General features: G+C 59.2%; 26 protein-coding genes and 2 pseudogenes. All 28 read right to left on the minus strand.

The annotated features are described in order from the left end of the window. Positions 1 to 589, minus strand: a 589-nt coding sequence (locus QZ378_RS00395) for an MATE family efflux transporter (protein WP_291256937.1), incomplete at its 3' end; no start/stop codon positions are given. A 26-nt stretch (positions 590 to 615) separates the two neighbouring features. Further along, positions 616 to 1,149 carry a flavodoxin family protein gene (locus tag QZ378_RS00400; RefSeq protein ID WP_191379719.1) on the minus strand — a complete coding sequence of 178 codons (534 nt, stop codon included), beginning with the start codon at positions 1,147 to 1,149 and terminating at the stop codon, positions 616 to 618. Positions 1,150 to 1,229: 80 nt separating this feature from the next. After that, positions 1,230 to 1,919 carry a flavodoxin gene (locus tag QZ378_RS00405; RefSeq protein WP_291256938.1) on the minus strand — a complete coding sequence of 230 codons (690 nt, stop codon included), beginning with the start codon at positions 1,917 to 1,919 and terminating at the stop codon, positions 1,230 to 1,232. 28 nt (positions 1,920 to 1,947) lie between these two features. After that, entirely contained in the window at positions 1,948 to 3,072 is a 1,125-nt protein-coding gene (locus tag QZ378_RS00410; protein WP_291256939.1) for an alpha/beta fold hydrolase, read from the minus strand. Between the two features lie 38 nt (positions 3,073 to 3,110). Continuing rightward, positions 3,111 to 4,112, minus strand: a complete 1,002-nt coding sequence (locus tag QZ378_RS00415) for an aldo/keto reductase (protein ID WP_291256940.1) — start codon at positions 4,110 to 4,112, stop codon at positions 3,111 to 3,113. A 76-nt stretch (positions 4,113 to 4,188) separates the two neighbouring features. Continuing rightward, positions 4,189 to 5,220: an iron-containing alcohol dehydrogenase gene (locus QZ378_RS00420; protein WP_291256941.1), complete on the minus strand. Its 1,032-nt coding sequence runs from the start codon at positions 5,218 to 5,220 to the stop codon at positions 4,189 to 4,191. A gap of 112 nt (positions 5,221 to 5,332) precedes the next feature. Beyond that, a complete protein-coding gene (locus QZ378_RS00425) occupies positions 5,333 to 6,229 on the minus strand; it encodes a LysR family transcriptional regulator (RefSeq protein ID WP_366935106.1) in 897 nt (298 codons plus the stop codon). A gap of 123 nt (positions 6,230 to 6,352) precedes the next feature. Then, complete coding sequence (locus QZ378_RS00430; RefSeq protein WP_191379724.1) at positions 6,353 to 7,501, minus strand: aldo/keto reductase; 1,149 nt, start codon at positions 7,499 to 7,501, stop codon at positions 6,353 to 6,355. Between the two features lie 105 nt (positions 7,502 to 7,606). Further along, on the minus strand, positions 7,607 to 8,512 hold the full coding sequence (locus QZ378_RS00435; RefSeq protein WP_291256942.1) for a prolyl oligopeptidase family serine peptidase: 906 nt from the start codon (positions 8,510 to 8,512) through the stop codon (positions 7,607 to 7,609). A gap of 206 nt (positions 8,513 to 8,718) precedes the next feature. Beyond that, on the minus strand, positions 8,719 to 9,594 hold the full coding sequence (locus QZ378_RS00440; RefSeq protein ID WP_366935107.1) for a hypothetical protein: 876 nt from the start codon (positions 9,592 to 9,594) through the stop codon (positions 8,719 to 8,721). A 2-nt stretch (positions 9,595 to 9,596) separates the two neighbouring features. Beyond that, positions 9,597 to 9,965 carry a hypothetical protein gene (locus tag QZ378_RS00445; protein ID WP_291256943.1) on the minus strand — a complete coding sequence of 123 codons (369 nt, stop codon included), beginning with the start codon at positions 9,963 to 9,965 and terminating at the stop codon, positions 9,597 to 9,599. A 113-nt stretch (positions 9,966 to 10,078) separates the two neighbouring features. After that, the gene (locus QZ378_RS00450; protein WP_291256944.1) at positions 10,079 to 10,573 is read right to left on the minus strand and encodes a hypothetical protein; all 495 of its coding nucleotides are present in this window, start codon (positions 10,571 to 10,573) and stop codon (positions 10,079 to 10,081) included. A gap of 149 nt (positions 10,574 to 10,722) precedes the next feature. Beyond that, positions 10,723 to 11,247 carry a hypothetical protein gene (locus QZ378_RS00455; RefSeq protein WP_191379729.1) on the minus strand — a complete coding sequence of 175 codons (525 nt, stop codon included), beginning with the start codon at positions 11,245 to 11,247 and terminating at the stop codon, positions 10,723 to 10,725. A gap of 201 nt (positions 11,248 to 11,448) precedes the next feature. Then, complete coding sequence (locus tag QZ378_RS00460; protein ID WP_291256945.1) at positions 11,449 to 12,024, minus strand: hypothetical protein; 576 nt, start codon at positions 12,022 to 12,024, stop codon at positions 11,449 to 11,451. Next, positions 12,021 to 13,106 carry a HAMP domain-containing sensor histidine kinase gene (locus QZ378_RS00465; RefSeq protein WP_291256946.1) on the minus strand — a complete coding sequence of 362 codons (1,086 nt, stop codon included), beginning with the start codon at positions 13,104 to 13,106 and terminating at the stop codon, positions 12,021 to 12,023. The genes QZ378_RS00460 and QZ378_RS00465 overlap by 4 nt, the downstream gene beginning before the upstream one ends. Beyond that, positions 13,103 to 13,774 (minus strand): response regulator transcription factor, encoded by a 672-nt coding sequence (locus QZ378_RS00470; protein WP_291256947.1) that lies wholly within the window; start codon positions 13,772 to 13,774, stop codon positions 13,103 to 13,105. The genes QZ378_RS00465 and QZ378_RS00470 overlap by 4 nt, the downstream gene beginning before the upstream one ends. Further along, a complete protein-coding gene (locus tag QZ378_RS00475) occupies positions 13,752 to 14,471 on the minus strand; it encodes a hypothetical protein (RefSeq protein WP_291256948.1) in 720 nt (239 codons plus the stop codon). Before QZ378_RS00475 ends, QZ378_RS00470 begins: the two co-directional genes overlap by 23 nt. 165 nt (positions 14,472 to 14,636) lie before the next feature. Beyond that, positions 14,637 to 15,395 carry a carboxymuconolactone decarboxylase family protein gene (locus QZ378_RS00480; RefSeq protein WP_191528631.1) on the minus strand — a complete coding sequence of 253 codons (759 nt, stop codon included), beginning with the start codon at positions 15,393 to 15,395 and terminating at the stop codon, positions 14,637 to 14,639. A gap of 14 nt (positions 15,396 to 15,409) precedes the next feature. Continuing rightward, positions 15,410 to 15,817, minus strand: a complete 408-nt coding sequence (locus QZ378_RS00485) for a cupin domain-containing protein (protein WP_291256949.1) — start codon at positions 15,815 to 15,817, stop codon at positions 15,410 to 15,412. 203 nt (positions 15,818 to 16,020) lie between these two features. Further along, entirely contained in the window at positions 16,021 to 16,887 is an 867-nt protein-coding gene (locus tag QZ378_RS00490; protein WP_291256950.1) for a LysR family transcriptional regulator, read from the minus strand. 72 nt (positions 16,888 to 16,959) lie between these two features. Continuing rightward, complete coding sequence (locus QZ378_RS00495) at positions 16,960 to 17,937, minus strand: zf-HC2 domain-containing protein (protein WP_191528632.1); 978 nt, start codon at positions 17,935 to 17,937, stop codon at positions 16,960 to 16,962. Continuing rightward, positions 17,930 to 18,433 carry a sigma-70 family RNA polymerase sigma factor gene (locus QZ378_RS00500; RefSeq protein WP_191528633.1) on the minus strand — a complete coding sequence of 168 codons (504 nt, stop codon included), beginning with the start codon at positions 18,431 to 18,433 and terminating at the stop codon, positions 17,930 to 17,932. Before QZ378_RS00500 ends, QZ378_RS00495 begins: the two co-directional genes overlap by 8 nt. A 143-nt stretch (positions 18,434 to 18,576) precedes the next feature. Continuing rightward, positions 18,577 to 18,861: pseudogene (locus QZ378_RS00505) on the minus strand (sporulation stage IV protein A); the annotation flags it as partial. Then, positions 18,849 to 20,492 (minus strand): recombinase family protein, encoded by a 1,644-nt coding sequence (locus QZ378_RS00510; RefSeq protein ID WP_291256951.1) that lies wholly within the window; start codon positions 20,490 to 20,492, stop codon positions 18,849 to 18,851. The pseudogene QZ378_RS00505 and the gene QZ378_RS00510, both read right to left, overlap by 13 nt. A 109-nt stretch (positions 20,493 to 20,601) precedes the next feature. After that, entirely contained in the window at positions 20,602 to 21,333 is a 732-nt protein-coding gene (locus QZ378_RS00515; protein WP_291256952.1) for a hypothetical protein, read from the minus strand. A 6-nt stretch (positions 21,334 to 21,339) separates the two neighbouring features. After that, positions 21,340 to 21,402 (minus strand): annotated as a pseudogene (locus QZ378_RS12935) (zinc-ribbon domain-containing protein); the annotation flags it as partial. A gap of 27 nt (positions 21,403 to 21,429) precedes the next feature. Continuing rightward, a complete protein-coding gene (locus QZ378_RS00520; protein WP_291256953.1) occupies positions 21,430 to 23,262 on the minus strand; it encodes a zinc ribbon domain-containing protein in 1,833 nt (610 codons plus the stop codon). Continuing rightward, positions 23,259 to 23,822: a recombinase family protein gene (locus tag QZ378_RS00525; protein ID WP_291256954.1), complete on the minus strand. Its 564-nt coding sequence runs from the start codon at positions 23,820 to 23,822 to the stop codon at positions 23,259 to 23,261. The genes QZ378_RS00520 and QZ378_RS00525 overlap by 4 nt, the downstream gene beginning before the upstream one ends. Positions 23,823 to 23,906 lie beyond the last annotated feature (84 nt).

The raw sequence follows: 23,906 nt of genomic DNA on the forward strand, positions 1-23,906 counted from the left end.
CCACACCATTCCCACGCTGACTTTTGCTCAACCGATACAGCCGGAGGGCTGGATGACAAGAAAAGGCGGTATGCGCCCTGTGGAGGGGTAGCATACCGTCGCTGCGGAGCAGATGGCCCAGGGCCAGGCTCACCATGGTGGGCACCCCGCCGGCCGCCACCACCCACAGCAGGTAGTCCTCCGCATAGCCGTAGTTGTCTACGCTGGCCCCCAGGAAGGTGAGCAGGGGTTCCCGTGCCAGGAAGCTGGCCAGGGAGAAGCAGGCGGTGACCGCCGCCCCCGCCCAGATGCTGAAGGAGGACACGCAGCGGATCTCCCCCTCCCGCTGCACCCCCAGCATCCGGGAGATCAGGCTGCTCCCTCCCAAGCCGAAGAGGTTGCCCAGGGCGGTGAGCAGGTTGAACCAGGGAGACACCAGGGACACCGCCGCCACCATCAGCGGATCTCCGGTCTGGCCGATGAAGAAGGTGTCGGCCAGGTTGTAGATCATGGTCACCACCTGGCTGATGACGGTGGGGATGGCCAGTGTGGCCACGGCCCTGGGAACCGGGACGGTTTCAAACAGCTCTCGCTCGCTGAATTGCGCCATGGAAGCGGGTCAGCCTTCTTTCCTGCTCAGACTTTTCTGCCCAGCTGGTAGGCCTCCTGGAACGCCTTGGTGTCCATGACCTCCCCCTTCTGGTAGACGCCGGAGCCATAGACGGTTCCCTTCACCTGGGCGCCGGGCAGGCAGTCGGTGAAGCCCCGCATGGCGTCTATGGTACGCTCCATGGCCCCCCGGCCCGCGGCGGCGGTGGCGATGAGGCAGACCTCCTTGTCCCGGATCTCCGTGTACCGGGGCAGCGTGCGGTCGATGAGAGTCTTGAGCTGGCCGTCCATGGAGTAGAAGTACACCGGCGTGGCCAGCACCAGCACATCGGCCTCCACCATCTTGTCCAGAATGGCGGCCATGTCGTCCTTCTGGACGCAGACGCCGGTTCCCCGGCAGCCGTAACAGGCCAGACAGGGGGAGATCTTTTTCTCCTGCACCCGAATCTTCTCCACCTGGTGGCCGGCCTCCTCGGCACCCTTGGCAAACTGGTCGCACAGAATGTCGGAGTTTCCGCCTTTCCGGGGGCTGGCAGATAAAATCAAGACTTTCTTGGACATGTTTCCCGCTCTCCTTTTTCAAAATCAAGTCATGAGCAGCAGGGAGCCGGAGCCAGTTGCTCCGGTCCCCTGCCGCTTCCTTACTCCGCGGACAGCCCCAGGCTGTCTACCCACTCGTTTACATCCTCCTGGCTGGCGCTGGAGCGGAACCTCTCCCCGTCCTGCCAGTCGCCGGTACCTGCCAGTTCTGCCAGCAGCTCCCCGCTCTGCCCCAGGCCGGAGGAAGAAGAGGTACAGAAGGGGATCACCGTCTTGCCGGTGAAGTCGTTGGCCTCCACAAAGCCGTCCACCGGCCAGGCCGCGATGCCCCACCAGATGGGGTAGCCGATAAACACCGTGTCATAGCTGTCCCAGTTCTCCACCTCGGTGGTGGTCAGCTCCACGTCCCGCAGGGACTCATCCTCGTGCTCCCGGGTGACCCGGCTGTCCGAATCCGACCAGTTCAGATCGTCGTCGGTATAGGGCTCCACCGGGGTGATTTCAAAGATGTCGCCCCCGGTGGCCTGGGCGATGTAGCCGGCCACAGTTTTCGTGTGGCCGGAGGCGGAGTAGTACACCACCAGCACACTGCCGCTGTCCGCCGTGTTCTCACCGGCGGAGGCCTCCGGGGCGGCGGTGTTCCCGGCCGTGTCCGCAGGGGGCGCTGTCTCCTCCTGGAGCTGCGCGGCGGCCTGGTCATCTGCGGGGCTGTCATTGCTGCCGCAGGCGGCCAGGGACAGCAGCATGGTGCCCGCAAGCAGGCATCCGAAAAGCCGTTTCCAAGTCTTCATAAAAGGTTCCTCCTGTCTGATCGTTCTGTTACTCGGTCACGTTCTCCTGAATCCAGGCCTCGATGTGGTCGGCGATCACATCGTTGTTCAGCTCCTGGAACATGAAGTGGGAGTTGCCGGTGATGCCCTCGTCGGGCAGGTGAACCACGGTGCTGCTGCCTCCGGCGGCGTTGTACGCCTCGGTAAAGATGTCCGCGCTGGCGGCCATCATAGACCACATGGCGGCGGCGGGCACGTCGGTGAACTCCTCGCCGATATAGTCGCCGTAGTAGAAGGTGATGGGAATCTCCTGCTCCACCATGGCGTTATAGGCGTCGCTGTCCACCTGGGGCGCCCCGCCGGGCTCAATGGCCACGATGGCGGCCACGTGGTCGGTGTACCGGGGCACCTCCCAGCCGGACAGGCCGCCCTGGGAGTGGGTCACCAGGATGGAGTCCTGGCCGGTGCGCTCATAGATCTCGTCGATAGTTGCCGCCACCGCCTGGGCCACCACGGTGTTGTCGATGTTCTGGTCGCCGGCGGCGTTGTCCATGCCGGTGTCCGGGGTCATCTGGCGGAAGAACTGATCCAGCACATCCTCCCCCTGGGGGAACTGGGAGCCCTCGTTGTAGGTGAACTCATCGTTGAGATAGGTGCCGATGCGGAACTGGGTGTACCAGGTCTGGTCGGAGGGGGTGGTGGTCATGGTGCCCGCCACCGAGGTCTGGCCGGCCTCGCCCCGGCGGGGCTGGTCCACCAGCCACACGCTGTGGCCCATGCGCAGGAACATGTCGCTCCAGCCCTCCCGGCCGTCGGGGGTGGTCATCCAGCCCATGCGGGACTGGCCGTAGCCGTGGAGGAACACCATGGGAAGCTCCGTGTTGTCCTCGGGGATCTGGTAGAGCACGTTGGCGTGATCCACGTGGGAAGTGGAGCCCTCCCGGGAGGTGTAATAGTTGGCCACATCGAAGGTGCCGTCGGACTGGATCACCGTGCCGCCGGCGGAGAAGATGCCCTGCTCGGCGATGACCAGGGCGTCGGAGGCGGCCTCCGGCGTCTCCTCGGGAGCTGGGCTGGCGCTGGATGCGCCGGGCGCTTGACTCCCGGCGCATCCGGCCAGCAGTGAGAGGGTTAAGGCCCCGGCCAGGGCCAGCCATTTGCGGGTCTGTTTCATGGTCGTTCATCCTTTCTGAGTCATATGGGAACCGGTCGTTATCTGCTTTTGACGGCGGTGCCGCCGAACACGGCGGACACGGGGATGGTGTCCAGGGCTTTGTCCAGGGCCTCCACCTCGGCGGGGGAGAGCACAACCTCCGCCGCCCCGGCGTTTTCCCGCATCCGCTCCACCTTCCGGCTGCCGGGGATGGGGACGATGTACGGCTTTTTGCACAGCATCCAGGCCAGGGAGATCTGGGCGGTGGTGGCGCGTTTCCGCTCCGCCAGATCCCGCAGCAGCTCCAGCAGCGCCCGGTTCTGCTCCGCCGCCTCCGGGGTGAACTGGGGCATGGCGCTGCGGTAGTCCAGCCTGGGGTCAAATCTGGAGTCCTTCCCGTAGGCCCCGGTCAGCAGGCCGTTGGCCATGGGGGAGAAGGCCACAAAGCCGATGTGCAGCTCCTCCAGAACCGGGAACAGGGCCTCATGCTGCCGGGCCATCATGGAGTAGCGGTTCTGCACCGCCGTCACCGGGCACACCGCGTGAGCCCGGCGCAGGTAGTCCTCGGTTACCTCAGAGATGCCCCAGTGGGTGATTTTGCCCTCCCGGATCAGATCGGCCATCACCCGGGCCACCGCCTCGGGCTCCACCCTGGGATCCATGCGGTGCTGGAAGTACAGGTCGATATGGTCGGTCTGGAGCCGCCGGAGGGAGCCCTCCACCGAGGAACGGATGGTCTCCGGACGGGCGTCGGGGATCAGCGGCTTGTTCACCGCCGTGCTGGTCTCGTCGAAGCGGATGCCGAACTTGGTGACGATCTGCACCTTGTCCCGGACGTCCTTCAGCGCCTCCCCCACCAGCTTCTCATTCTCGTGGCGATCGGCGGCGGTGCCGTAGGTCTCGGCGGTGTCGAACAGGGTATAGCCCAGGTCACAGGCGGCCCGGATGGAACGGATCGCCTCATTTTTCTCCGTGGGCGCCCCGTAGGCGTGGCTGAAGCCCATGCACCCCAGGCCCACGGCGGAGACCGTCAGATCCGCGCCCAATGTACGTGTGTTCATGCTGAAAATCCTCCTGCTTGTCTGTCTTCGTCCTGTATTATAGGGGCGTTCCCGCCATTGCGGAAGTTCCGATTCGTTACGCAGTGTGTACCAAAAGGTTTTTGGTGGACGGTACCTTTTCCAGCCGCCTTCGGACAGCCGCGCCCAGCTGCTCCGGCTCTGCGGGCAGGGACAGCTCCGCCAGGAGGGCCGCCAGGGCCGCAGGATGCCCCTCCGCCTCCCGGCGGCAGAGGGCCAGCAGGAGGACGGCCAGCACGCCGGCGTACTCCTCCCAGTCCGACGCGGCCAGGACGGCCGCCTCCCGCACCGGCAGCGCCGGGAAGGAGAACCGCCGCCCCAGCTGGAAGAACCGGTTCCCCCACAGGGCGCACCGCCACATCAGGTTGCTCCGGGCGTTCTCGTCCCTCGGGGCCTGCCGGCAGATGCGCAGCTCCCGGGCCATCCCCTCCATCAGGGTCTCCAGCATCTCCCGGGAGACGCTCATGCCGTCCGTCAGGGTCAGGTATTCCTCCAGCGCCCCGGCCAAGGCGGAAAAGCCCTGGAGTATGAGCTCCCGACGGGACAGCTCGCGGGTGCGGGCCGGATCCAGCAGGGCGAATTTGGGGTCACAGGGGGGATAGTCCCGCCAGACGCACCGCTGCCCATGGAACAGGCCCGCGGCCCCGCTGACGGCCCCGGTCTCCAGATGGGACGCCACAAAGCCTGTGGGCAGGGGCGGCACATCCACCACGCCCTGGGATTCTCCGAAGTTCTCCCACAGATCTCCCCGGCACACCGCCGCCAGGGAGGCGGCCTTGCAGCCGTCCAGCACGGCGGAGCCCCCCACCCCCAAAATCAGATCCACACGGCGCTCCCGACACAGGCGGGCCGCCCGCTGAACCTGTTCATACCGGGAGCAGAAGGGGCCGGCGGAGCACTCCGCCATCGTTTTCCCGCTCCGGCGCAGGATATCCCGCACCTCGTCCGCCGCGCCGGAGCAGCGATCCCCTTCCTCTGTGATCAGCAGCACGTTGGGGCCGTATCCCTTCACGAAGCTGCCCTGATACTCCTGCACACATCCGCCGCCAAAGAGCACCCTGGTTCCATTTTCAAAGAGAAAGTTGTTCATGGCACACCTCTGATCCCGTCCCCACGGGGGACGCTTCCTGTTGTGCTCCCATTATAAAAAAATCGAGACCTCCGCAGAAGTCTCGAAAAGTTATGCAGTATGTACGTTTGCGTTATAACTGATACACCGTCCGAACCGCCTTGAGAAACCGCCGCACCGTCGGCGTGGGGCGGGGGGAGTGGAGCAGCCCGTAGGGGATGGTGTAGCTCCAGTCCACCGGGATGGTCTTGAGCAGGGGGTGAACCTGCCGCCAGTTGTCGATGGTCATGAGGATGTCCTCGGAGTTCTCGCACTGGTTGAACACATTGATGTTGAACATCTCAAAGTCCACAATGTGGATCTGGGGGTGATCCCGCCACAGCTCGTCCCGCATCTGATCCAGATAGCGGTTCCAGCCCCGGCGGATGAGCAGGAAGTTCTCCCCGTGCAGATCCTCCGCCGTCAGACGATCCCTGGCCGCCAGGGGGTGGTAGATGGACACCGCGCAGCGGATGGGCTCCCGGGACAGCTCCAGGGCGTCGCACTGCCGGTTTCCCAGGAAGTTCTGGTCGAAGAGGCCGGCCACGATGTCGATGTTCTGTCCCAGGTTGCGCAGGATCTCCACCGAGTTCTCCGGGGTGTTCTCGTAGGGAACCATCTTGAATTTGATATTGGGGCAGTGGGTTTTGATGGCCGGCCAGAGATCCAGCAGGAACTGCCCCGGCGTCATGGGGGATACCCCGATGCGGATGACCTTGTCCCCATCCTCGGCGGCATTCTTGGCCCGCACCACGGAGTCCTTGCAGTACTGCACCACATACTGGGCGTCCCGGTAGATGGACTTTCCCGCCTCGGTGAGCTTCAGCCCCCGGGGGCTGCGGATAAACAGCTTCAAGTCCAGGCTGGACTCCAGGGAGGTGATCTGCTTGATCACCGCCGGCGGCGTGATGAACAGCTCCTCCGCCGCCTTGTTGAAGCTCCCCGCGTCCGCCACCCGGAGGAAGGTCTCCAGCTGGGGGTTGTACATCATATGCGCCGCCGCCTTTCCGCCTGTGCCGCTGGGCCCTGTTTGAGCACTATTTTACTGGTTTCCGGCGGAAATAGCAAGAAAAAATGCGCGGACAGGCCCATCCGCCTGTCCGCGTACCCCGTCTCACATTCCAAACAGCTCCGCCGCCCGGCGCATATTCTCCAGCACCGGGACGCCGAAGGGGCAGCGCCTCTCGCAGGCTCCGCAGGAGATGCACTCCCCGCCGTGGTGGGGCAGGACGGCGTAGTGCTCCCGCACGGTCTCCGGCACCTCCCCCTGGGCCCGGGCCAGGTTCAGGAACTTGGTGACGCCGGCCACGTCGATGCCCACCGGGCAGGGAGCGCAGTGGCCGCAGTACATGCAGTGCCCCACCCAGCTGATCCTGGGCAGGGCCGCAAGGGCGGCGGCATAGTCCCGCTCGGCCTCAGGCGCATCCTCATAGGCGATGCTGGTTTTCAGCTCCTCCAGGTTCCGGGCGCCGGACATGACGGAGGCCACGCCGGGCCGGGTCAGGGCGTAGTGGAGGCACTGGCAGAGGGTCAGGGCCCTCCCGGCCGGGGACAGCTCGGCATTGAGCAGATCCCCGCCGCCGAAGGCCTTCATCACCGTGATGCCCACACCCAGCCGCTGGCAGGTCTCATACAGCTCCTGCCGCTGGGGATCCATGTTCACCAGGGGCTGCTCGTAGTTCTTCTCGTTCCAGAGCTGTTCCACATCCTCCCCCGCAGGCTGGAGGTCATAGCAGGGGTTGATGGAGAACATCAGTACCTCAACGGCGCCGCTGTTCACCGCCGCCAGGGCCACCTCCGGGTTGTGGCTGGACAGGCCGACGGCCCGGATGACGCCCCGGGCCTTCAGCTCCCCGGCATAGTCCAGCACGCCGCCGGTGCGCACCGTCTCCCAGTCGGCCAGGGAGTCCACATAGTGGATCATGCCGATCTCCGCGTGATCCGTCTCCAGCCGCCGGAGCTGATCCGCAAAGCCCGCCTTCACCTCGTCCAGATCCCTGGTGCGCTTGTACTGCCCGTCCTTCCAGATGGTGCACAGGTGGGCCTGGAGGATGAATTTCTCCCGCCGGCCCCGCAGGGCGCGGCCCAGGCTGGAGCGGAACTCCGGGTTGGGGGTGTAGAGGTCGATGCAGTTGACTCCGCCCGCCTCCATGGCGTCCACCATTTCCCTGACCTGCTCATCGCTCTTGCCCACAAACCCCTCGCACCCCATGCCGATCTCGCTGACCAGCAGGCCAGTGCGGCCCAGCTGACGATACTCCATTGTGCCGCCTCCCTGTCTTTTTTGGATACTCTACCACATCCGGCCGCCTTTTGCAATCGCCTGCCCGGGCCAGGGCGCCGACGGGTTCTGCCGGTGCATGGGGCATCACTGTCCGAACAGCCGCCCCATGATCTCCGGATCCTGCGCAAACAGATTGCCGCCGCCGTGCTGGTTGGGGGCGCCGCCCGCCCGGAAGTAGTCCGCATCCTTGATGTCCAGCACCACCAGCCGGCCGATCTCCTCCTCGGTCAGGCCCGCCTCCGCATAGAGCTCGCGGAGCCGGTTGTATGCCCTCCGGCTCGGTTCAGAGCCATAATATTCATCGCTCTCCCCGATGACGAGGTACACGGGCACCCTGGCCTCCGTCACCGGCTCATAGGCCCCGTCCCACTGGGAGGAGCACTGGAGATAGGCGGTAAACAGCTCGGGCCGCATCCCCATGACGCGGGACATGGTCTCCCCGCCGCCGGAGTAGCCCTCGGCATACACCCGCTCCCGGTCGATGTTGTAGCGGCCCAGCAGGTACTCCGTCAGGGCGATGGCCTGCTCTGCCGAGGTATCCCCCCAGTCGCTCAGCTGCGGGGCGGCCACAATCATGCGGTCGTTGTAATTCAGCGCCTCGAAGGCGAAGCGCTCGCTGTACAGGTTCTCCCCCACGCCCTGGAAGTACAGCCCCTCATAGCCAGGGAGGGTGAGGAACAGGGCGTAGGCCTCACTGCCGTCGTAGCTGTCCGGGATGTAGATGTGATAGTGGATGTCCCCCTCCGGGGCGTGGAGCACATTGTCCATCCGGAAGCCCCGGTAGGTCTCCGTCCCCTCGGTGACCTCCAGCCCGGGCTCCGGGGGTTCCGGGGCCGGGTCAGGCGCGGGCTCCGGCGTCTCCTGCACCTTGGCCGGCGGCTCGGGCGTCTCCGGGGAGGGCTGTACTGCGGCCTCCGCGCCGCAGGCGGTGAGGCCCAGTTCCATGGCAAGGGTCAGAAAAAGTGTGAGAAGCAGTTGGATGGAAAACATTGCGGCACCTTCTTTCACAATTATTGTAACTCTGGTGTGCCGTTTGCGGAAGTTCCTATCCGTTACCTGCTATAAACAAAAAGGTTAAAGCAAATTTGGGGGACTCCGCTCCAACCTGCCGGGCACCTCGTTTTCGGAGATCAGCCCTACATAGTCCGTCTCTGCCAGATGGGCCGCATATGCCACGTTAAATGTTCTCTACGGTCTTAGCGGCAAAAATGCCCCTGCCCTATCTGCCGCACCCCAGCGCCTCCGTGGTCATGTGCCCAAAGCGCATCAGCCACCGGCGCCCAAGTTTCCGCGGCGTCCCGGCACTTGCCGGCCAGGGCCCGGACGTCTTCCGGCGACTGGAGATCCGTGGAGCGGGCACCGGAGCGCTCCACCGCCTCCACCAGCGCATCAGGGCTGCCCAGCAGCGGACAGGGGCGCAGGTGGTTCTCATTCCAGGGCTGCCCCCTCCTGCAGGCCGTGAAGAGCGGTGCCTGCTGGGCCTCCAGAAACGTGTGGGTGCGGACATTGGCATCGGAGTAGTGAATAAAGGCACAGGGCTCATAGTCTCCATTGGCATTGATATGGCGGCGGTACATGAAAGCGCGCTGTTCAGCCGAGACCATCAGCTCGGGCACCGCCTCCCTTCCAATGGGCATATAGGTAAAGAACCAGCAGAATTTTGCGCCCCAGGCAATCATTTGGTCAAAATACTCCTCACTGCCTATGACCTCTACATTTCGGGAGGTGTAGCAGCAGGAGATGCCGAAGGGCAGCCTGCGCCCCCGCAGGATCTCCACGGCCCGCTCCACCTGGGCGAAGGTGCCCTTCCCCCGCGCCCTCCACGCTGATGGCCGGAATGAAGTTTTTGACCAGGAGCATATCATCAGCAAACGCCTCATCAATGAGGGTACAATTGTTAAAGGGAGTAAACTGGCAGTCAGGGCGTGCATCACACAGGCGTATGATGTCCTGCTTGCGCACCAGCGGCTCTCCGCCTGCTTCTTCATGCCGGCCACGCCGGCGTTGATCAGGAAGTTCCGGACAGTGGCCTTCAGCACATCGTGCTCCACGTCCTCACACAGCCTGACCACAATCAGTGGATGCCCTTGGTCAGCGGGATCAGCATCAGAAGGGCCACAATGCCCACCAGACCGATCACAATGCCCAAAACCATCTTGCCGAACACCATGGTCAGGCACATGCCAACCCCCAGAAGCAGCGCACCCAGCACACCCACCGCCGCGGCGCCGACAGTCTTCGCACGGAGCTTAATAGGGGCCTTGCCCTCCATCTTCCGCCAGATGAGCACGGTGAGCAGCAGGATCACCAGGCCGATTACACCGCAGACAACGCCCTGGCGGAACATGCCCCACTCGGGCAGCAGGCCCATGCACATGCCCAGCGCAAGAAAGGCCACGCCGATGGTGCCCAGGATCAAGGCCACAAAATTACTTTTTTTCATCTTGATTTCCTCCCTTTTCCGGAATGAGTTTTTCAGGTATTGACCTGTCAACGGTACACCTTCTTTGTTTATCCGGTGTTTGCGTTCTGTTTGAGAAATGTGAAAGCAGATGCTCAGATCACGTTGTTCACCACCTCCCGGCAGGCGGGCAGATCAGGCAGCTCCGCGGCAAACTGGTCGGGCAGATAGCGGCAGGGGGCGCGCCGCAGCGGAACCGCGCCGCTGTCCCGGAGCAGCTCCGCCACGAACTGCGAGCAGAAATAGTGACCCTTCCACCGGAACGGCAGCCTCAGGATGCAGAAAAGCACCCCCAGCCGCGTGTAATGGTATTCTGCCCGGTGCGCAAGCATGTCCAGCAGACGCATCCGGAGGCGTGTATAAGCCGCGTCGGAGACCTGGAGCTGGATGCAGCGGCTGTTCCTAACCCCTCGGCGGCGGTGCTTCTCCGCGGTCTCCACCGCAAAGCCGCGGAAATTGAAGCTGTAGTAGGTATCCGGATCTTCATCCAGAGAAATGGAGCTGTGGGTAAAGCCCCGGCCGCTCACATAGCAGACCACGGCGGAGAGCCAGTCGGAGTATTTTGTAAGCAGGACACAGATTTGACGCATAAGATTTCCTCCCTGGGAGCGCTTTTTCCTGTGCCGCGGTCAGTATGCCCTGCGCCTGAGCCAAAGCAGGACTGCCGCCGCGACAGCGGCAGCGCCGGACAGCGCCAGAGAGCCGATCAGCAGCTTTCGCATCCCGTTCTCCCCCCCCCTCATGCCGTCAGCAGGCGGCAGCCCTGCTCACAGAGTGTATAGATTTCATCGTATTTCTGTTCTATCAGGGGAGAGAGCTGCTTCTCCCTGCGCTGTCGGAGCTTCTGATAGGAAAAATACGGGATGATCCAGCCCAGGAACCCCGGAACGGCCAGGCTCACCATCATTGGCAGCAGGCCGTTCAGGTAGGCAAATACCGCCCCGCCCAGGAGGGCGGTGCCTGTCAGGCCGATGGTAAACGCCGCAATGGAGGCGGCGGTCGTCCTGGAGCGCTCCAGCGCTTCGATCTCACGGGCACATGACTCGAACTGCCGCTGGAGCCGGGTCAGCTCCGCCTGGCCCCGGAGCCTTCTCTCCCGCTTGAATCTGAGCTTCACGGTATCACCGGACTCCTCCCGGGCCGAGGGCCCTTCAAATACCCAGCCGAAGCTGCGATAGCTGTCCACATACATGGACTCCATGCTGCGCTTTGCAGGAACTTCCATATACTCAAAGCCCACAAAGCTGTTTTCCTGATTGCTCATGCTGTAATCTCCTTCCGTTTGATGGCCTAAGTGTATCTGCTCCATGTTTCCCGATTGCTTGAATTGTGTTTGAGAACTATGAAAATAAAGGGCCGTGGGCGGGAAATGGGATTTTTCACCGGCCGGGGTTTGCGCCGCGCAACTATTGGACGGCAGAAAAAGGCGGGGCGCTGTGTCTACAGCGCCCCGCCTTCAGGGGGATCAGTGCAGCAGTCTGCTGCCTCTCTCGCAGATTTCATTGATCTCGTCGTACTTTTGCTCCATCAGCGGCTCAATTTGCGCGGCTTTCCACCGCACCATGGCCCTGTACAGAAAGTACGGGAGGATCCACCCCAGGAAACCGGGAATGGCCAGCAGGATTGTCAGCCAGACGACGGGCGGCGTGGATACCGCCGCAAAGGTGGAGCCGGCCATAAAGGCGGTGCCGAGCACGCCGGCGGTCAGGGCGGCGGCCGCCGCCCGGGTGGTCTTGGAGCGCTCCAGCGCCCTCAGCTCGGCAATGCAGCTGTCAAAGTTGCGCTGGAGGCGGGTCAACTCCGCTTTGCCGCTGATGCTCCTGGCCCGGCGGAAGCACAGCGTTTCCATCTCCTTGGGGCCGGGCGCTACCGGGATTGCGGGGCTGCGCCTGCGCCCGGGCCGCCCCTGATTGGGATCCTCCTCCCAGCCAAAGCAGGGATAGCTGTCCAGGCAGAGAGAGGCGTACTCCCTGGGCACCGAGATCTCCCGGTATTCGTAGCCGACATAGCCGGCGCTCTCTTGCCTGCGTTCACCTGTCATGGCACATCACCCCCCTCATTCTTCGCTCGCATGGGGAGGCACACGGTAAACGCGGTTCCCCTCCCCTCCGCGCTTTCCACGGAGATCTCGCCATCCATCAGCTGCAGGACACGCAGGGCCAGGGACAGCCCCAGGCCGTTCCCCTCCGCGGCGTGGGAGGTGTCTCCCTGATAAAATTTATCAAAAATATGGGCCCGGGCCTCCTCCGGAATCCCGCAGCCGGTATCAGACACCACGACAGAAACGGACTGCCCGTCCGAGGTCTGCCGAAGCCTGACCGCCCCGCCCGGCCCGGTGAATTTGAACGCATTGGACAGGAGATTGTTCCAGACCAGCTCCATGAGGCTGGCATCCGCCTGGATGATGACCCGATCCTCCAGTTCGGCTTCAAATGCGATCCCCTTTTCCTCCCAGACCGGCTCAAAGGCCAGCGCACAGTCGCTCAGCTGGCGGCACAGGTCGTAGGGCTCCCGGCGGGGGGTGATCTGCTGGCTCTCCAGCTTGTTGAGCTTGAGAATGTTGGTGATCAGCTCGGAGAGCCGGCGCGTGCTGCCCTGAATGGCGGAGAGGCAGGCGTCCCGCTCCGTCGGAGGCAGATCCGGCCGCTGGAGCAGCTGGGTGTAGTTCTGGATGGCGGCCAGGGGCGTCTTGATCTCATGGGACACGTTGGCGATGAAATCGGTACGCATAGTCTCGATGCTGCCCAGCTCCGCCACCATCTTGTTGAAATCCAGAAACATGAGATCCAGATAGTCGTGCCGGTTGGAGGTGTGGAGGGGCGGGATATAGACCGAAAAGTCCCCGCGGGCCACCTGGCCCGCAGCCCTGGCCAGCTCCTTCATGGGCTTGTCGTAGGTCTTTATGATCTGATGCCGGGTGAACAGCGTCAGCCCCACCGCCACCAGCGTCCAGTAGGCGGTGGGGATCAAAATCTGCACGGCGGTGTTCCAGTTCGGGTTTTCATTGATCAGGGTGACAAGCCCGATGTGGATGCCGGACATCAGGAGCAGGGTCACCAGATAAAGCCCGAACAGGGACGGCGGGAACCGGGATTCCAGCCGTCTGCGGCCTCCTTTTTTCATTTCAGCACCGCCTTATATCCAAGCCCCCGCACCGTCCTGATCTCAAAGGCAGGACAGGCGGAAAATTTGTCCCGCAGCTTGGTGATGTAGACATCCACCGCCCGCAGGCCGGTGTCGCTCTCCACACCCCAGAACTCATCCATCAGCTGGGAGCGGGAGAAGGTGCGGTTCGGGTAGGACAGCAGCTTGTAGAGGATGTTGAACTCCCGGGTGGTCACCGGGATCTCCACCCCGTCCAGGACGGCGGTCAGCCCGTCCGCGTCCAGCACCAGGCCGCCGGCGGTCAGCCTCCGGCTGGCCTCAATGTTGGCCCGCCGCAGCAGCGCCCGCACCCGCATGAGCAGCTCGCTGAAGTCGATGGGCTTCACCATGTAGTCGTCAATGCCCAGGTCAAAGCCCTTCTGCTTGGCCGGCAGATCATCCCGCGCCGACACAAACAGGATGGGAATTGTCCGGTTGAGCCCCCGGACGGTCTCCGCAAATGCAAAGCCGTCGGTGCCGGGCATCATGATGTCCGAGATGATCAGATCATAGAGCTGACTGTACATGGCATCATAGGCCGCCTCCGCGCTGAGGCAGCCCTTGGCCTCATAGCCGCTGTCGTTGAGATAGGTGCAGGCCGCCTGGTTCAGCTTTGGATCGTCATCAACCACAAGTATCCGGATCATGGCAGTCGTCCCCCTTTTCATGGTTTTCTCTGTGCTCCAGCCTGCCGATGCGCCAGAGCATGAATATCCCCAGCAGCACCGCGCAGGTTCCGCTGAGCAGGCCCATCAGCCCGTTTACCGCCGGATCATGCCTCCCGTCCCCGGCAAAGGAGAGGAGCGCGGACTGGGTCAGAACCAGGGAGATCAGGGCGGCTGCCAGGTTGATGGTCTTGATGGCGTGAACCAGCGGGGTGCGGTTCCCCCGGTTTGTCAGCATGCCGTACAGATTGATGCCGATTTCCGCGAAGGTGAAGGTGGCGATGGCAAGGGCCACATACATGTGGTAGGAAACCTCTCTGGGGTGGAAGACATTCCAGGCCGAGCAGCCGATATACAGCAGGCTGGCGGCAATTAAAATCATGCCTGACCTGCGGTAGTAGACAGACTGCTGCTTCGCATCCTGCGTCCGGACAGCGCCAGCCAGCGCACAGTAGCGCGCCAGCACCATCCCCAGCGTATAGAGCCCGTTGACGCAGACGAAGGCCGACAGGGAGAGGATGCCGGACAGGATCTTGCCAAGCCCCAGCAGAATGTTTCCCGCGCCGGAAATCCCTGCCAGGTGTAGGGTTCGGCTTGCGGAGGCGCTGTAGGAGCCGTTGATTTTGCTGCTTCCGGCTCTCAAGCCCGCAATGCCGCGTTTCAGCAGATGCCTGTCCATTCTACCACCTTCTGAAAAAGTCTTCTTCGGGAATACAGCCTTACCTTAACACAGGATTGTTTTCGTTTTGTTAAAAAGCACCCCTCTTTCCAAAAATTTTTCGCATAAAAAGAGCCCCCCTCATCCGGAGATCGGCTCCAGATAAGGGGGGCTGTGCTGGCTGATTTACGGCTCCTCCAGCAGTTCACCGGCCGCGTCCAGCGCGCTGAACAGGCGGGGCGAACCCATGTAGGCGCTGGCGTGAACCAGCGCGCACACCAGCTCCTCCCGGGTGCTGCCCAGCGCCAGGGCGCCGCGCACATGGTCTTTCAGCTGTGCCGCCGCCCCGCCCAGGGCTGCCAGGAGGACGACGGTGAGCAGTTCCCGGGTTCTGCCGTCCAGGCCGGAGCGGGTGGCGAAGTCCCCGGACAGTTCCGTGAGGAAACGGGGCACCGCCTGGGCAAACCCGCCGGGCAGCCGGGCACAGCGCTCCCTGAGCGCATCCCAGCAGGCGGGCGGCTGGAGAGCAGAGCCCTTTTCATACCGCTCCTGCTCAGATGTCAGCGTCCCCTGCCTGGGCAGCGGAAGGGTTATCCTCCGTTCCGTGAGCACCTCGTTCAGAACAGCGATGGCGTTCAGCGTCCGGGGAAAACCGAGGAAGGGGGCGCACTGATAGACCGCCTCCCGCAGCTCCACCGGCGTACAGCCCACATGCAGGCAGGCCCCCAGATGGGCCTTCAGCTGGGGCAGCGCCTGAACCGCGGCCAGCACGGTGATGGTTACCAGCTCCCGCATCCGGTTGTCCAGGCTTCCGGTATAGCACACATCACCGAAGATATAGTTCTGCAGGATCTGCATGAACTCCGGATCAGTTCCCTCATCCCCGGCGGCAGGTGTGTGAAACAGCTCCTGCACCTTTTCCTCTGTCCGTCCTCTGCGCTCCATGGCAAGTCCCTCCCTCAGTCCAGCTGGCTGTAATCGGCGTCGCTCACCGGCTCCAGCCACTCGTTAGCGGTCTCTTCCCCGGGCACCTCCACGGCCAGATGGGCAAACCAGCTGTCCCTGGCCGCGCCGTGCCAGTGCTTCACATTGGCGGGGATCTTTACCACATCGCCGGCCCGGAGGGCCCGGGCGGGCTTGCCCCACTCCTGATACCAGCCGCGGCCGGCGGTGACCAGCAGAATCTGACCGCCGCCCCGGGCCGCCCGGTGGATGTGCCAGTTATTCCGGCAGCCCGGCTCGAAGGTCACGTTGCCGATGGGCACCTGCTCTGTGGAGAGCATATTCAAATAGCTTTTGCCCACAAAATACCGGGCAAAAGCGGTGTTCTCGCCGCCTCTTGGAAAAATCTCCTGAAATTCACTCATGTTCCTTCATCCTTTCTGCTCGGCTCTACCCGGGCGCATTTCCAGCACGGGAGGATCATCGCCGCGCTTCACGCGGCGGGGCCTCACGGCCTGTCAGGCTGTCGTTCCTGCCAAAAGAAAATGCAGGTACCCCTCTGGGATACCTACATTTTAGGCGCAATTTACAGCAATGTAAAATACTTTTGCTGTATGCTGAAAAATGCCTACTCCGCATGTCTGAGTCCTTGAAGGAAGGCCGCAGCCGCCGGTGAGAAGGCCTGATCCTTCTTCCACACCAGGACGGTGCCCGTCTCCAGCGGCGGAGAGAGGGGCACAAAGCGCAGCTCGTCGGACAGATTGCCAATGTAAAAGCCGAGGGCGGCCCCCACCCCGTTGCGCACCATGTTGGCGGCATTGAGGATCAAATTGAAGGTGCCGGCGATTTCCAGGCGGTCAAAGGAGTCCCCGAACCAGCCGGCCAGCTCCTTGCGCACCTCCTCCCGCCGCGCCAGCAGCAGAGGGATGCCCAGCAGCTCCTCCGGTGTTACGCCCTCCCGCCGGGCCAGCGGGGAATCCCGGTGAACCCACACCCCCCAGCGATCCCGGCCGGGCATCCAGAGGAAGGAATACCGGCCGATGTTCACCGGCTCGGCCAGCAGGCCCAGATCCAGCAGGCCCTTCTCCAGGCGATCCTGAATGTCGTCGGCGGTGGCGCTGTAGATGCTGAACCGCACCAGGGGGTGGAGCCGGCGGAAGGCGGCTATTTTGAGGGACAGGTCGGTCATGCTGTTGGTCTCCCCCGCCCCCACGGCGATCTCTCCGGTGAGCTCCCCCTCCTGCCGCTGAAACTCCCGCTCCGTCTTCTCCGCCAGATCCACAATCTCCTGGGCCCGCCGGCGCAGCAGAACCCCGTCGTCGGTGAGTGTGATATGGTACCGGCCACGGCGGAACAGCTTCACCCCCAGCTCCTCCTCCAGCTGCATCAGCTGCCGGGAGAGGGTGGGCTGGGTCACGTGGAGCAGGGCGGCCGCCCTGGTGATGTTCTCCTCCCGGGCCACCACCAGAAAATACTTTAATACCCGAAGTTCCATCTGCGCCTCCCCCCTTCTCCCTTAAGCATACCACGGAAGGCGGCCCGGCGCAATGCAAACCGGGCGGGCGAATCAGTCCCGGCGCAGGAAATAGCGGACAAGCACCCCGCCCAGGAGGGCCGCGCCCCCCATCAGCACATAGAGCATGAACCGCTCCGCCGTGCTTTTTCCGCTGCGCCAGTTCTCCTCGACGGTGTCGTCCCGGTACTGCTCCGTCACGTCAGCGCCGTTTTGATCCAGCAGCGTCACCTCTGCATACTGAATCCACCAGTTCTCTTCCTCCGGGAGCCCCAGCTTCTCCCCCAGGACATCCGGCTCTGTCAGCCAGAAGAAATCAGGTTCTGTCACCGCGTAGGTCTTTTCATAAATCCGGGGGCGCTCAGAGTACTCCAGGCCCACCTCATAAGCCACGCGGATGCCGTAGATCTCCCGGCAGCCGTCCCCCACCAGGGCGTACAGCCTGCCTTCTTCCTCCGTCCCCACCGATGCCGCCATCACGCCGGCGGTGTAGGGGAATGGGGCCTCGCTGCTGCGGAGAATCTGATAGCGGCCGTTCCAGCCCCGGATCAGCTCCAGGATTCCGTGGACGTTGTCGGCGTTGTCGGCGGCATAGGCCACATACAGGCGGTCGCCCCGCTCCGCATAGGCCACTACCCGCAGGGGTGTCCCCGCCCGGATGCCGTGGGACAGGGTGGAGTCCTCCGGCGCGGTGGCATAGTCCTCCACGGCGGACAGCCGCCCGGCCTCCGTGTTGGGGTAGTGGAACTCCTGGTTGTACAGCCAACCGACGCACCACAGGGTGAGGACGGCGGTCAGCGCGACCGCAAGCAACCGGGTGCGCCTCACCCGCCTCAGAAAGCCCAGCGCCCGCCTGGGCGCCGTTTCCGCCGGGACGTGGGCGCGCATGGCCCCCTCCTCGTCCCGGCAGGCCGGGCAGCCCGCCAGATGCTCTGCCACCATCCGGGAAGTCTCCGGTTCCGTCAGGCCCTCCACATAGGTGGGCAGCAGATCCCGCACCACGCAGCACTCCAGTTCTTTCTTCTCAGCCATGCCTTTCCTTGCCTCCCAGCTTCCGCATCAGTTCCTCTTTGCCCCGGTAAAAGCGCACCCGTGCCCACACCTCGGTTCGGCCCAGAATCTCCCCGATCTCCCGGAAGGAGAACTCCCCCGCCAGGCGCAGGCTGAGCACCTCCCGGGTTTCAGGGGACAGGCCCCTCATGGCCCGGTAGAGGGCGTTCCGGTCGTCCCGCAGTTCCAGCTCCGCCGCAGGGTCGTCGGGGGCGGCCAGGCGGGAGAGGGACTCCTCCTCCAGCGGCACCGTCCGCCGGCGGCGCTCCAGCTCCTTGTACCACAGGCGCTTTGCAATGGCGCACAGCCAGGAGCCGGGGGTGCAGTCCCCCCGGAAGGTGCCCAGGCCCTTGAGGGCCTGGCAGAAGGTCTCCTGTGTCAGCTCCTCCGCCGTATCCGCCTCTCCGCACAGGGAGAACAGGTAGCGGTAGACCCCCTCTGCGTGCTTTCTGTAGATGTCCTCACCGTTCCAGGCCACGGACTGTCCTCCCCCTTTCCTCTCCATGGAGTTAGTTCGCCCCGCGCCCCATTCGTTACAGCTTTTTTCACCAGTATAGCAGAAATTTTTCGAACTGCACAGAACAGCGCGCACCGCAGGAATCTGCGGTGCGCGCTGTTCTGTCACAGAATGATGCAGATCAGCCCGCCGGAGCCCTCGTTGATGATGCGCTGGAGGGTCTCCTGGAGCTTGTAGCGGGCGTCCTCCGGCATGCGCTTGAGCTTGCCGTTGAGATCCTCGCTGACCAGCTCGTGGAAGGACTTGCCGAAGATGTTGGACTGCCAGATGGCCTGGGTGTCCCCCTCGAACTCCTGGAGCAGGAAGTTGACCATCTCCTCGCTCTGCTTCTCGTTGCCCACGATAGGAGACACCTCGGTCTCGATGTCTGCGCGGATCATGTGTATTGTCTGGAACAAACAGAAGTTTTTCCACGGAATCTTTGTACTGTATATTCCTGATTCTCTCCAATGGCTTTTAGATATACCTTTACATGGATAACATCCTTATCCTCCGTTCCAGACACCTCAATATGGTCAAGCAATGCGTCAATGACGCCTGGCGTAAACCCTTTTTCAAAGCTCAATTCCTTTGTGATCGCCTTGCGAAGAACCTCAATCGACTGCATCATATCCTGGTTCTTTGTTTTCTCTTCCTCGAGGCCCTGTAAATGCTGCTGCAACTGTTCTATTTCGTCGTTAAAGCGATTATTCCTTGTGGTGAACTCATCATCCGATATCCTTCCATCGATGCTCAAATCCAGCAATTTGTCTTTCCGGCGCAACACATCCTCAATTCCCACTTTACATTTTGCGATAGCTTCTTCTATTTTGTCGTTGCTGCCGATTGTCGTATAAATCTGAATGAGCTCATGGATGATCTCGGCCCTGTGAATGAAGAGCTCTTCTAATGTCTGCCGGACAATATCGTCCAGTTCGGAGGTATAAATGATTGGGGACAGGCACCCGCTCTTCCCCTTCCTGGCATACTCCTGGCACTGCCAGACCTCCTTGCTTCCGCTTTTATAGCGGTACAAGCTGCGATAGTACGGCTCATGGTGAACCGCACAGATGATCTTCCCGCTGTAGGGATACTTATTCTGATAGCTTGTCTTATCCTCTGAACTCTGTTTGGCCGACCGCTTCTTGAGAATGAGATTGGCCTTTTCCCATAGTTCCTCAGAAACAATCGCCGGAACATTCTCTTCGTCCTTATACATCACCCATTCATCTGGCGAAAAACTTTTGATGATATTTAGCTTGTAGTCCACCTTACTACTCTTTCCGCCGCAATAATATCCCTTATATTTGGGGTTACATAATATGCCGCGGATCGTGCTGAAAGAAAACGGGTTCCCATTGGTGTTCTTGTACCCATGGTCGGTCAGGTAGGCGGCAATCGTTCTGATACCCATGAGCTGGTTTGCGTATAAGTCAAAAATCATCCGAATAATTTCGGCCTCTTTTTCATCAATGATAAGGCGGCCATCTTGCTTTTGATAGCCCCAAATCCGGTTATTCCCCAGTACTGTCCCCTTCTCTATGGCGCGCCTGAATCCGAATTTGACACGCTCAGAGATTTTACGTACCTCGTCCTGTGCTATGCTGGACATGATGGTTAAGCGGAGCTCAGAATCAGGCATCAGTGTATTGATATTGTCCGACTGGAATAACACGCCGACGCCACATTTCAGCAGCTCTTGGGTATATTGAATGCTGTCCAGCGTATTTCTGGAGAACCGTGAGATCTCTTTTGTTACGATGAAATCAAAGAGGTTATCCCGGGCATCATCAATCATGCGCATAAAATTTTCGCGCTTACTGGCGGTGGTTCCACTAATCCCCTCGTCTACATACCCATCCACAAAGATCCAGTTCGGGCATTTTTGGATAAACTCTGAGTAGTATTGTACCTGGGCCGAAAGGGAGTGAAGCTGTTCATCTTTATCTGTAGAAACCCTGGCATAGTAGGTCACACGAAGCGGAAGGTCGTAAATCGTTTTTCCAGAGTTCAGTGCGTTTCGAATTTCGTAGATGTCCATCCACTTCACCCCTATAACTTCTTTTTGATATATATTATCATATCAAAATCTCCATGTCAAAAAAGAGCGCCATCACATAAACTAAACTTTGTGATGGCACTCTTTTCAATTATGGTTTTTCTTGTTCTTCTTTAGGCTTTTTAGGCATTATTATACAATCCACAATTTGTAATAGAACTCCAATAACTATTATCTGTGCACAGCCATCAGAATATTGATAGCTTAAACCAATAAACCACGGAATTAAGGAAATTAGAAAGACTCCAATACAAGCTGCAACAACAAATAGTGGGCTGAGGAAAATATTCTCTGGTTTATTATCTATGGAAGACCCTACAAGCCTGAAGAAATATAGTCCAATAAAAATAACTGCAACAACACTACCAAGATTCCAGACCCATGAAAATGTGCCTAATGTACCCGGAATTATCAATCGCAGCATTTCTAAGAATGTCCACTCATCCCCTAAGCGAATATCTGTGGCAATAGGCTGTGTAAGCAAAATAAGTGCAATGGTAACGGCGTATATATAGGAAAGAATTCTAATTATTTTTAAGCGTCTTTTACGCTTTTCAAAAAATTGCTGCTTTTTGAAAAGTGGCTCTATATAATCAAGAGCCAATTTTGAGGCAACTGGGTGATATTTTCCTTGTTTACACTCATTTATGGCGTTTTGAAGTTCTTTTAGAGTATGGGTAGAAGCATCTGGAGCAAATTCTCCATATGAGCAATTTCCTAATTCGAAATTCTCGGTCAGGGTTTTATAATCAGATTTTACTATACTACATTCTTCTGTAGTCTCAAATTTCTCTCCCATAAACGCTTTATCGGGGTCTTCCAATAATTCTCCGCAGTATATACAAAATTTAGTGTTGTCCGGGCACTCCTTGCCGCAACTCCTGCATATCATGCTACTGTACTCCCTTCAATGCTTTTTCTACAATTTATACCCACAGTTACCACAGAATGCTGCTCCTTCAATTAAAGGTTTGTAACATATGGGGCAAAGATTACGTAACATTGCTTCTCGTGCAGCAGCCAATGTAACATTTACTACTTCAATCCAATCATCAAGTTTAGGGTCGCCCTCACTGGGAAGCAAAAAATCTATACTTTCATAAGAGGAATCTATTTTATGTAGTACCAACGTGTTCTGCTGAAACTCTATCCGGTTGATGGTATTAGTCCGAATAATATGTGCTTCCTTCCTTTGGGGAATTACTACAGCAATATAGAAATCTGACACGAGAAGCCATGCTGAAACTGTAGAAAATGAAAGTAACCGCGGCTGGATCTTCGCGATATGAATGGCAATAAATTTTGTAATGGGAATATATGGGGTATTTGCCAACATTACTTGGACTTCCAAAGGTAAGCACGCAACAACTTTATCGGGATCTGACCCTGTCCAACGCTTTAAGTAGTAAAATTCAAAACTTTTTGAATAAGACTCTTTTGCATGATAACAATTTAGCAATTCTGCTTTCCAATATTCGAGATCTTGACGTATAGCTGAATTCCGAAACTGTCGTGCTTCGGCCTGTGTCAAAAGTTCTTCTTGTCGTTCAAGTGAAACAATCTGAGTGCGTGTTTCTTGCCTATATTTTTTATATTCTTCCCGCTCCTCCAAATATAGGTTCAGATCTTCGATACTGTCGAAATGTTTTCCATCATCAGAAATCAATCGCTGCGACCAAAACTCTTGTAAATCATTTTGGAGTTCTTGCTCATATGGCATACAAGCATCGAGGAAAGATGCTGAAATATTTTTTAATTCGCTAATTACGGAAAGCTGATGTTTTGCAAGAGAAATTTTCTTATCTAACTCATTATAGCTCGTTCCGGTAATAGAGTTTATTTCCATAGAGTACTGAGTTAAGAAAACTGTTGCCACATAAGCTTTGATCTGGTGTGTTGCTTGAAAATAATCATACATACTGAGCATATCTTTATTGGTATAACCAATAAGCTTCCCTAGCCCCAAATAAACACCACCACTATACGGATAACATTGGAGAGCATCTAAAAATAGCTTAGTTCTTACACTGTACTGCATACTACTGCTTCCGTTTTTAAAGTATGTCTCTGACATGGCCTTGTCCAAATTCGGAATTATTAACTTGTCTTGATCAGAAAGAATGCTTGCATAAACATCATACATCTGATACATATCTTCTAATAGAGATCTTTCAAAAAGCCGTGCCCAGTCTTTGCTTTGTAAGAGTTCAATTTTACTTTTATATATCTTACTGCGATCCATGGCATTTCCAACGGCATCTACCCCCTTGTAGATAGCTCCTGTGAAGAAGTTCATTACACCAGCTTTTGCAGCGCCTGTTAAGGCTCCCTTTATCCCAAAGCCGCCTCCTCTCCAATAAATCCGTCCATTTCGTTTCAAAGCTCTGTATTCTTCAAGTTGCCTCGCATCATCCACGATTTCCAAATATTTTTCTAAAAATGAATTACATTCTGTTACGAAGTACTGGGACGAATTGTCGAACATTTCAGCGACATTTTCCCTAGATATTGTATAGATTCTTTCTCTTAACAGGCCTTGATGTACTGTATCGATTAATTTATCTGATACTCCACCACCAAACTTACCAAAAATATCTATACAACGATCAATATCATCGGAAGTTAGTTCTGAAATCTGCTTTACCACTTGCTCTTTTCTTTGATGAATATATGGTTCTAATTGATTAGCAAAATCCTTTACTTTGGCAGAGACCCCATTCACTCTGGAGGGGCCTCTGCCCATTTTGATCATGTAGTATGCGTCTTGTGAGCCCGGTAGAGCGTGGCCCTCTTGATGCCAGTCAGCTCTTCGATCTCCGCCATGGTATGCTTCCCGGCCTCATAGAGCTTCAAAGCCTGTCGGAGCTTGTGCTGGTCACACCTGGGCCGTCCGCCCTTCCTGCCGCGGGCCCTGGCCGCTCTGAGGCCCTCACGGGTACGCTCGGCGATCACGTCCCGCTCAAACTGGGCCAGAGCGGACATGAGGGTGAACAGCAGCTTGCCGGTGGGCGTGCTGGTGTCGATCTGCTCCTTCAGGCTGACCAACTGCACTCCCTTCTCCCGCATCAGCTCCACCAGCTCAATCAGGTCTTTGGTGCTCCTGCCCAGCCGGGAGAGAGATTCCACAATCACCACATCCCCCGGGGCGATATGGGCCAACAACCTGTTCAACTCCGGCCTGTCCCGTTTGGTGCCGCTCATCTTCTCCTGGAAGATGATCTCGGCCCCCTGCTGACGGAGCATATCCAACTGCCGCACCAAGTTCTGATCGGTGGTGGACACCCGGGCATAGCCGATTTTCTGATGGTTCACAGCTTTAGCCCTCCCCGCAGGAGCTCCAAGATGATGCGGACGGCCAGGTAGAAGCCCCGGTCGAACTCCATCCGCCGCTCCCAC

It is taken from the genome of Flavonifractor sp., assembly GCF_019422385.1.
GTDB classification, from domain to species: Bacteria; Bacillota; Clostridia; order Oscillospirales; family Oscillospiraceae; genus Flavonifractor; species Flavonifractor avistercoris.

Coding starts and splice junctions, on each gene's coding strand:
- QZ378_RS00450 (WP_291256944.1), bottom strand. CDS start 10,573: ATGCGTCAAATCTGTGTCCTGCTTACAAAATACTCCGACTGGCTCTCC.
- QZ378_RS00445 (WP_291256943.1), bottom strand. CDS start 9,965: ATGAAAAAAAGTAATTTTGTGGCCTTGATCCTGGGCACCATCGGCGTG.
- QZ378_RS00490 (WP_291256950.1), bottom strand. CDS start 16,887: ATGGAACTTCGGGTATTAAAGTATTTTCTGGTGGTGGCCCGGGAGGAG.
- QZ378_RS00495 (WP_191528632.1), bottom strand. CDS start 17,937: ATGGCTGAGAAGAAAGAACTGGAGTGCTGCGTGGTGCGGGATCTGCTG.
- QZ378_RS00470 (WP_291256947.1), bottom strand. CDS start 13,774: ATGATCCGGATACTTGTGGTTGATGACGATCCAAAGCTGAACCAGGCG.
- QZ378_RS00400 (WP_191379719.1), bottom strand. CDS start 1,149: ATGTCCAAGAAAGTCTTGATTTTATCTGCCAGCCCCCGGAAAGGCGGA.
- QZ378_RS00405 (WP_291256938.1), bottom strand. CDS start 1,919: ATGAAGACTTGGAAACGGCTTTTCGGATGCCTGCTTGCGGGCACCATG.
- QZ378_RS00410 (WP_291256939.1), bottom strand. CDS start 3,072: ATGAAACAGACCCGCAAATGGCTGGCCCTGGCCGGGGCCTTAACCCTC.
- QZ378_RS00430 (WP_191379724.1), bottom strand. CDS start 7,501: ATGGAGTATCGTCAGCTGGGCCGCACTGGCCTGCTGGTCAGCGAGATC.
- QZ378_RS00485 (WP_291256949.1), bottom strand. CDS start 15,817: ATGAGTGAATTTCAGGAGATTTTTCCAAGAGGCGGCGAGAACACCGCT.
- QZ378_RS00510 (WP_291256951.1), bottom strand. CDS start 20,492: ATGGACATCTACGAAATTCGAAACGCACTGAACTCTGGAAAAACGATT.
- QZ378_RS00460 (WP_291256945.1), bottom strand. CDS start 12,024: ATGACAGGTGAACGCAGGCAAGAGAGCGCCGGCTATGTCGGCTACGAA.
- QZ378_RS00425 (WP_366935106.1), bottom strand. CDS start 6,229: ATGATGTACAACCCCCAGCTGGAGACCTTCCTCCGGGTGGCGGACGCG.
- QZ378_RS00520 (WP_291256953.1), bottom strand. CDS start 23,262: ATGATCAAAATGGGCAGAGGCCCCTCCAGAGTGAATGGGGTCTCTGCC.
- QZ378_RS00455 (WP_191379729.1), bottom strand. CDS start 11,247: ATGAGCAATCAGGAAAACAGCTTTGTGGGCTTTGAGTATATGGAAGTT.
- QZ378_RS00465 (WP_291256946.1), bottom strand. CDS start 13,106: ATGAAAAAAGGAGGCCGCAGACGGCTGGAATCCCGGTTCCCGCCGTCC.
- QZ378_RS00475 (WP_291256948.1), bottom strand. CDS start 14,471: ATGGACAGGCATCTGCTGAAACGCGGCATTGCGGGCTTGAGAGCCGGA.
- QZ378_RS00480 (WP_191528631.1), bottom strand. CDS start 15,395: ATGGAGCGCAGAGGACGGACAGAGGAAAAGGTGCAGGAGCTGTTTCAC.
- QZ378_RS00420 (WP_291256941.1), bottom strand. CDS start 5,220: ATGAACAACTTTCTCTTTGAAAATGGAACCAGGGTGCTCTTTGGCGGC.
- QZ378_RS00415 (WP_291256940.1), bottom strand. CDS start 4,112: ATGAACACACGTACATTGGGCGCGGATCTGACGGTCTCCGCCGTGGGC.
- QZ378_RS00435 (WP_291256942.1), bottom strand. CDS start 8,512: ATGTTTTCCATCCAACTGCTTCTCACACTTTTTCTGACCCTTGCCATG.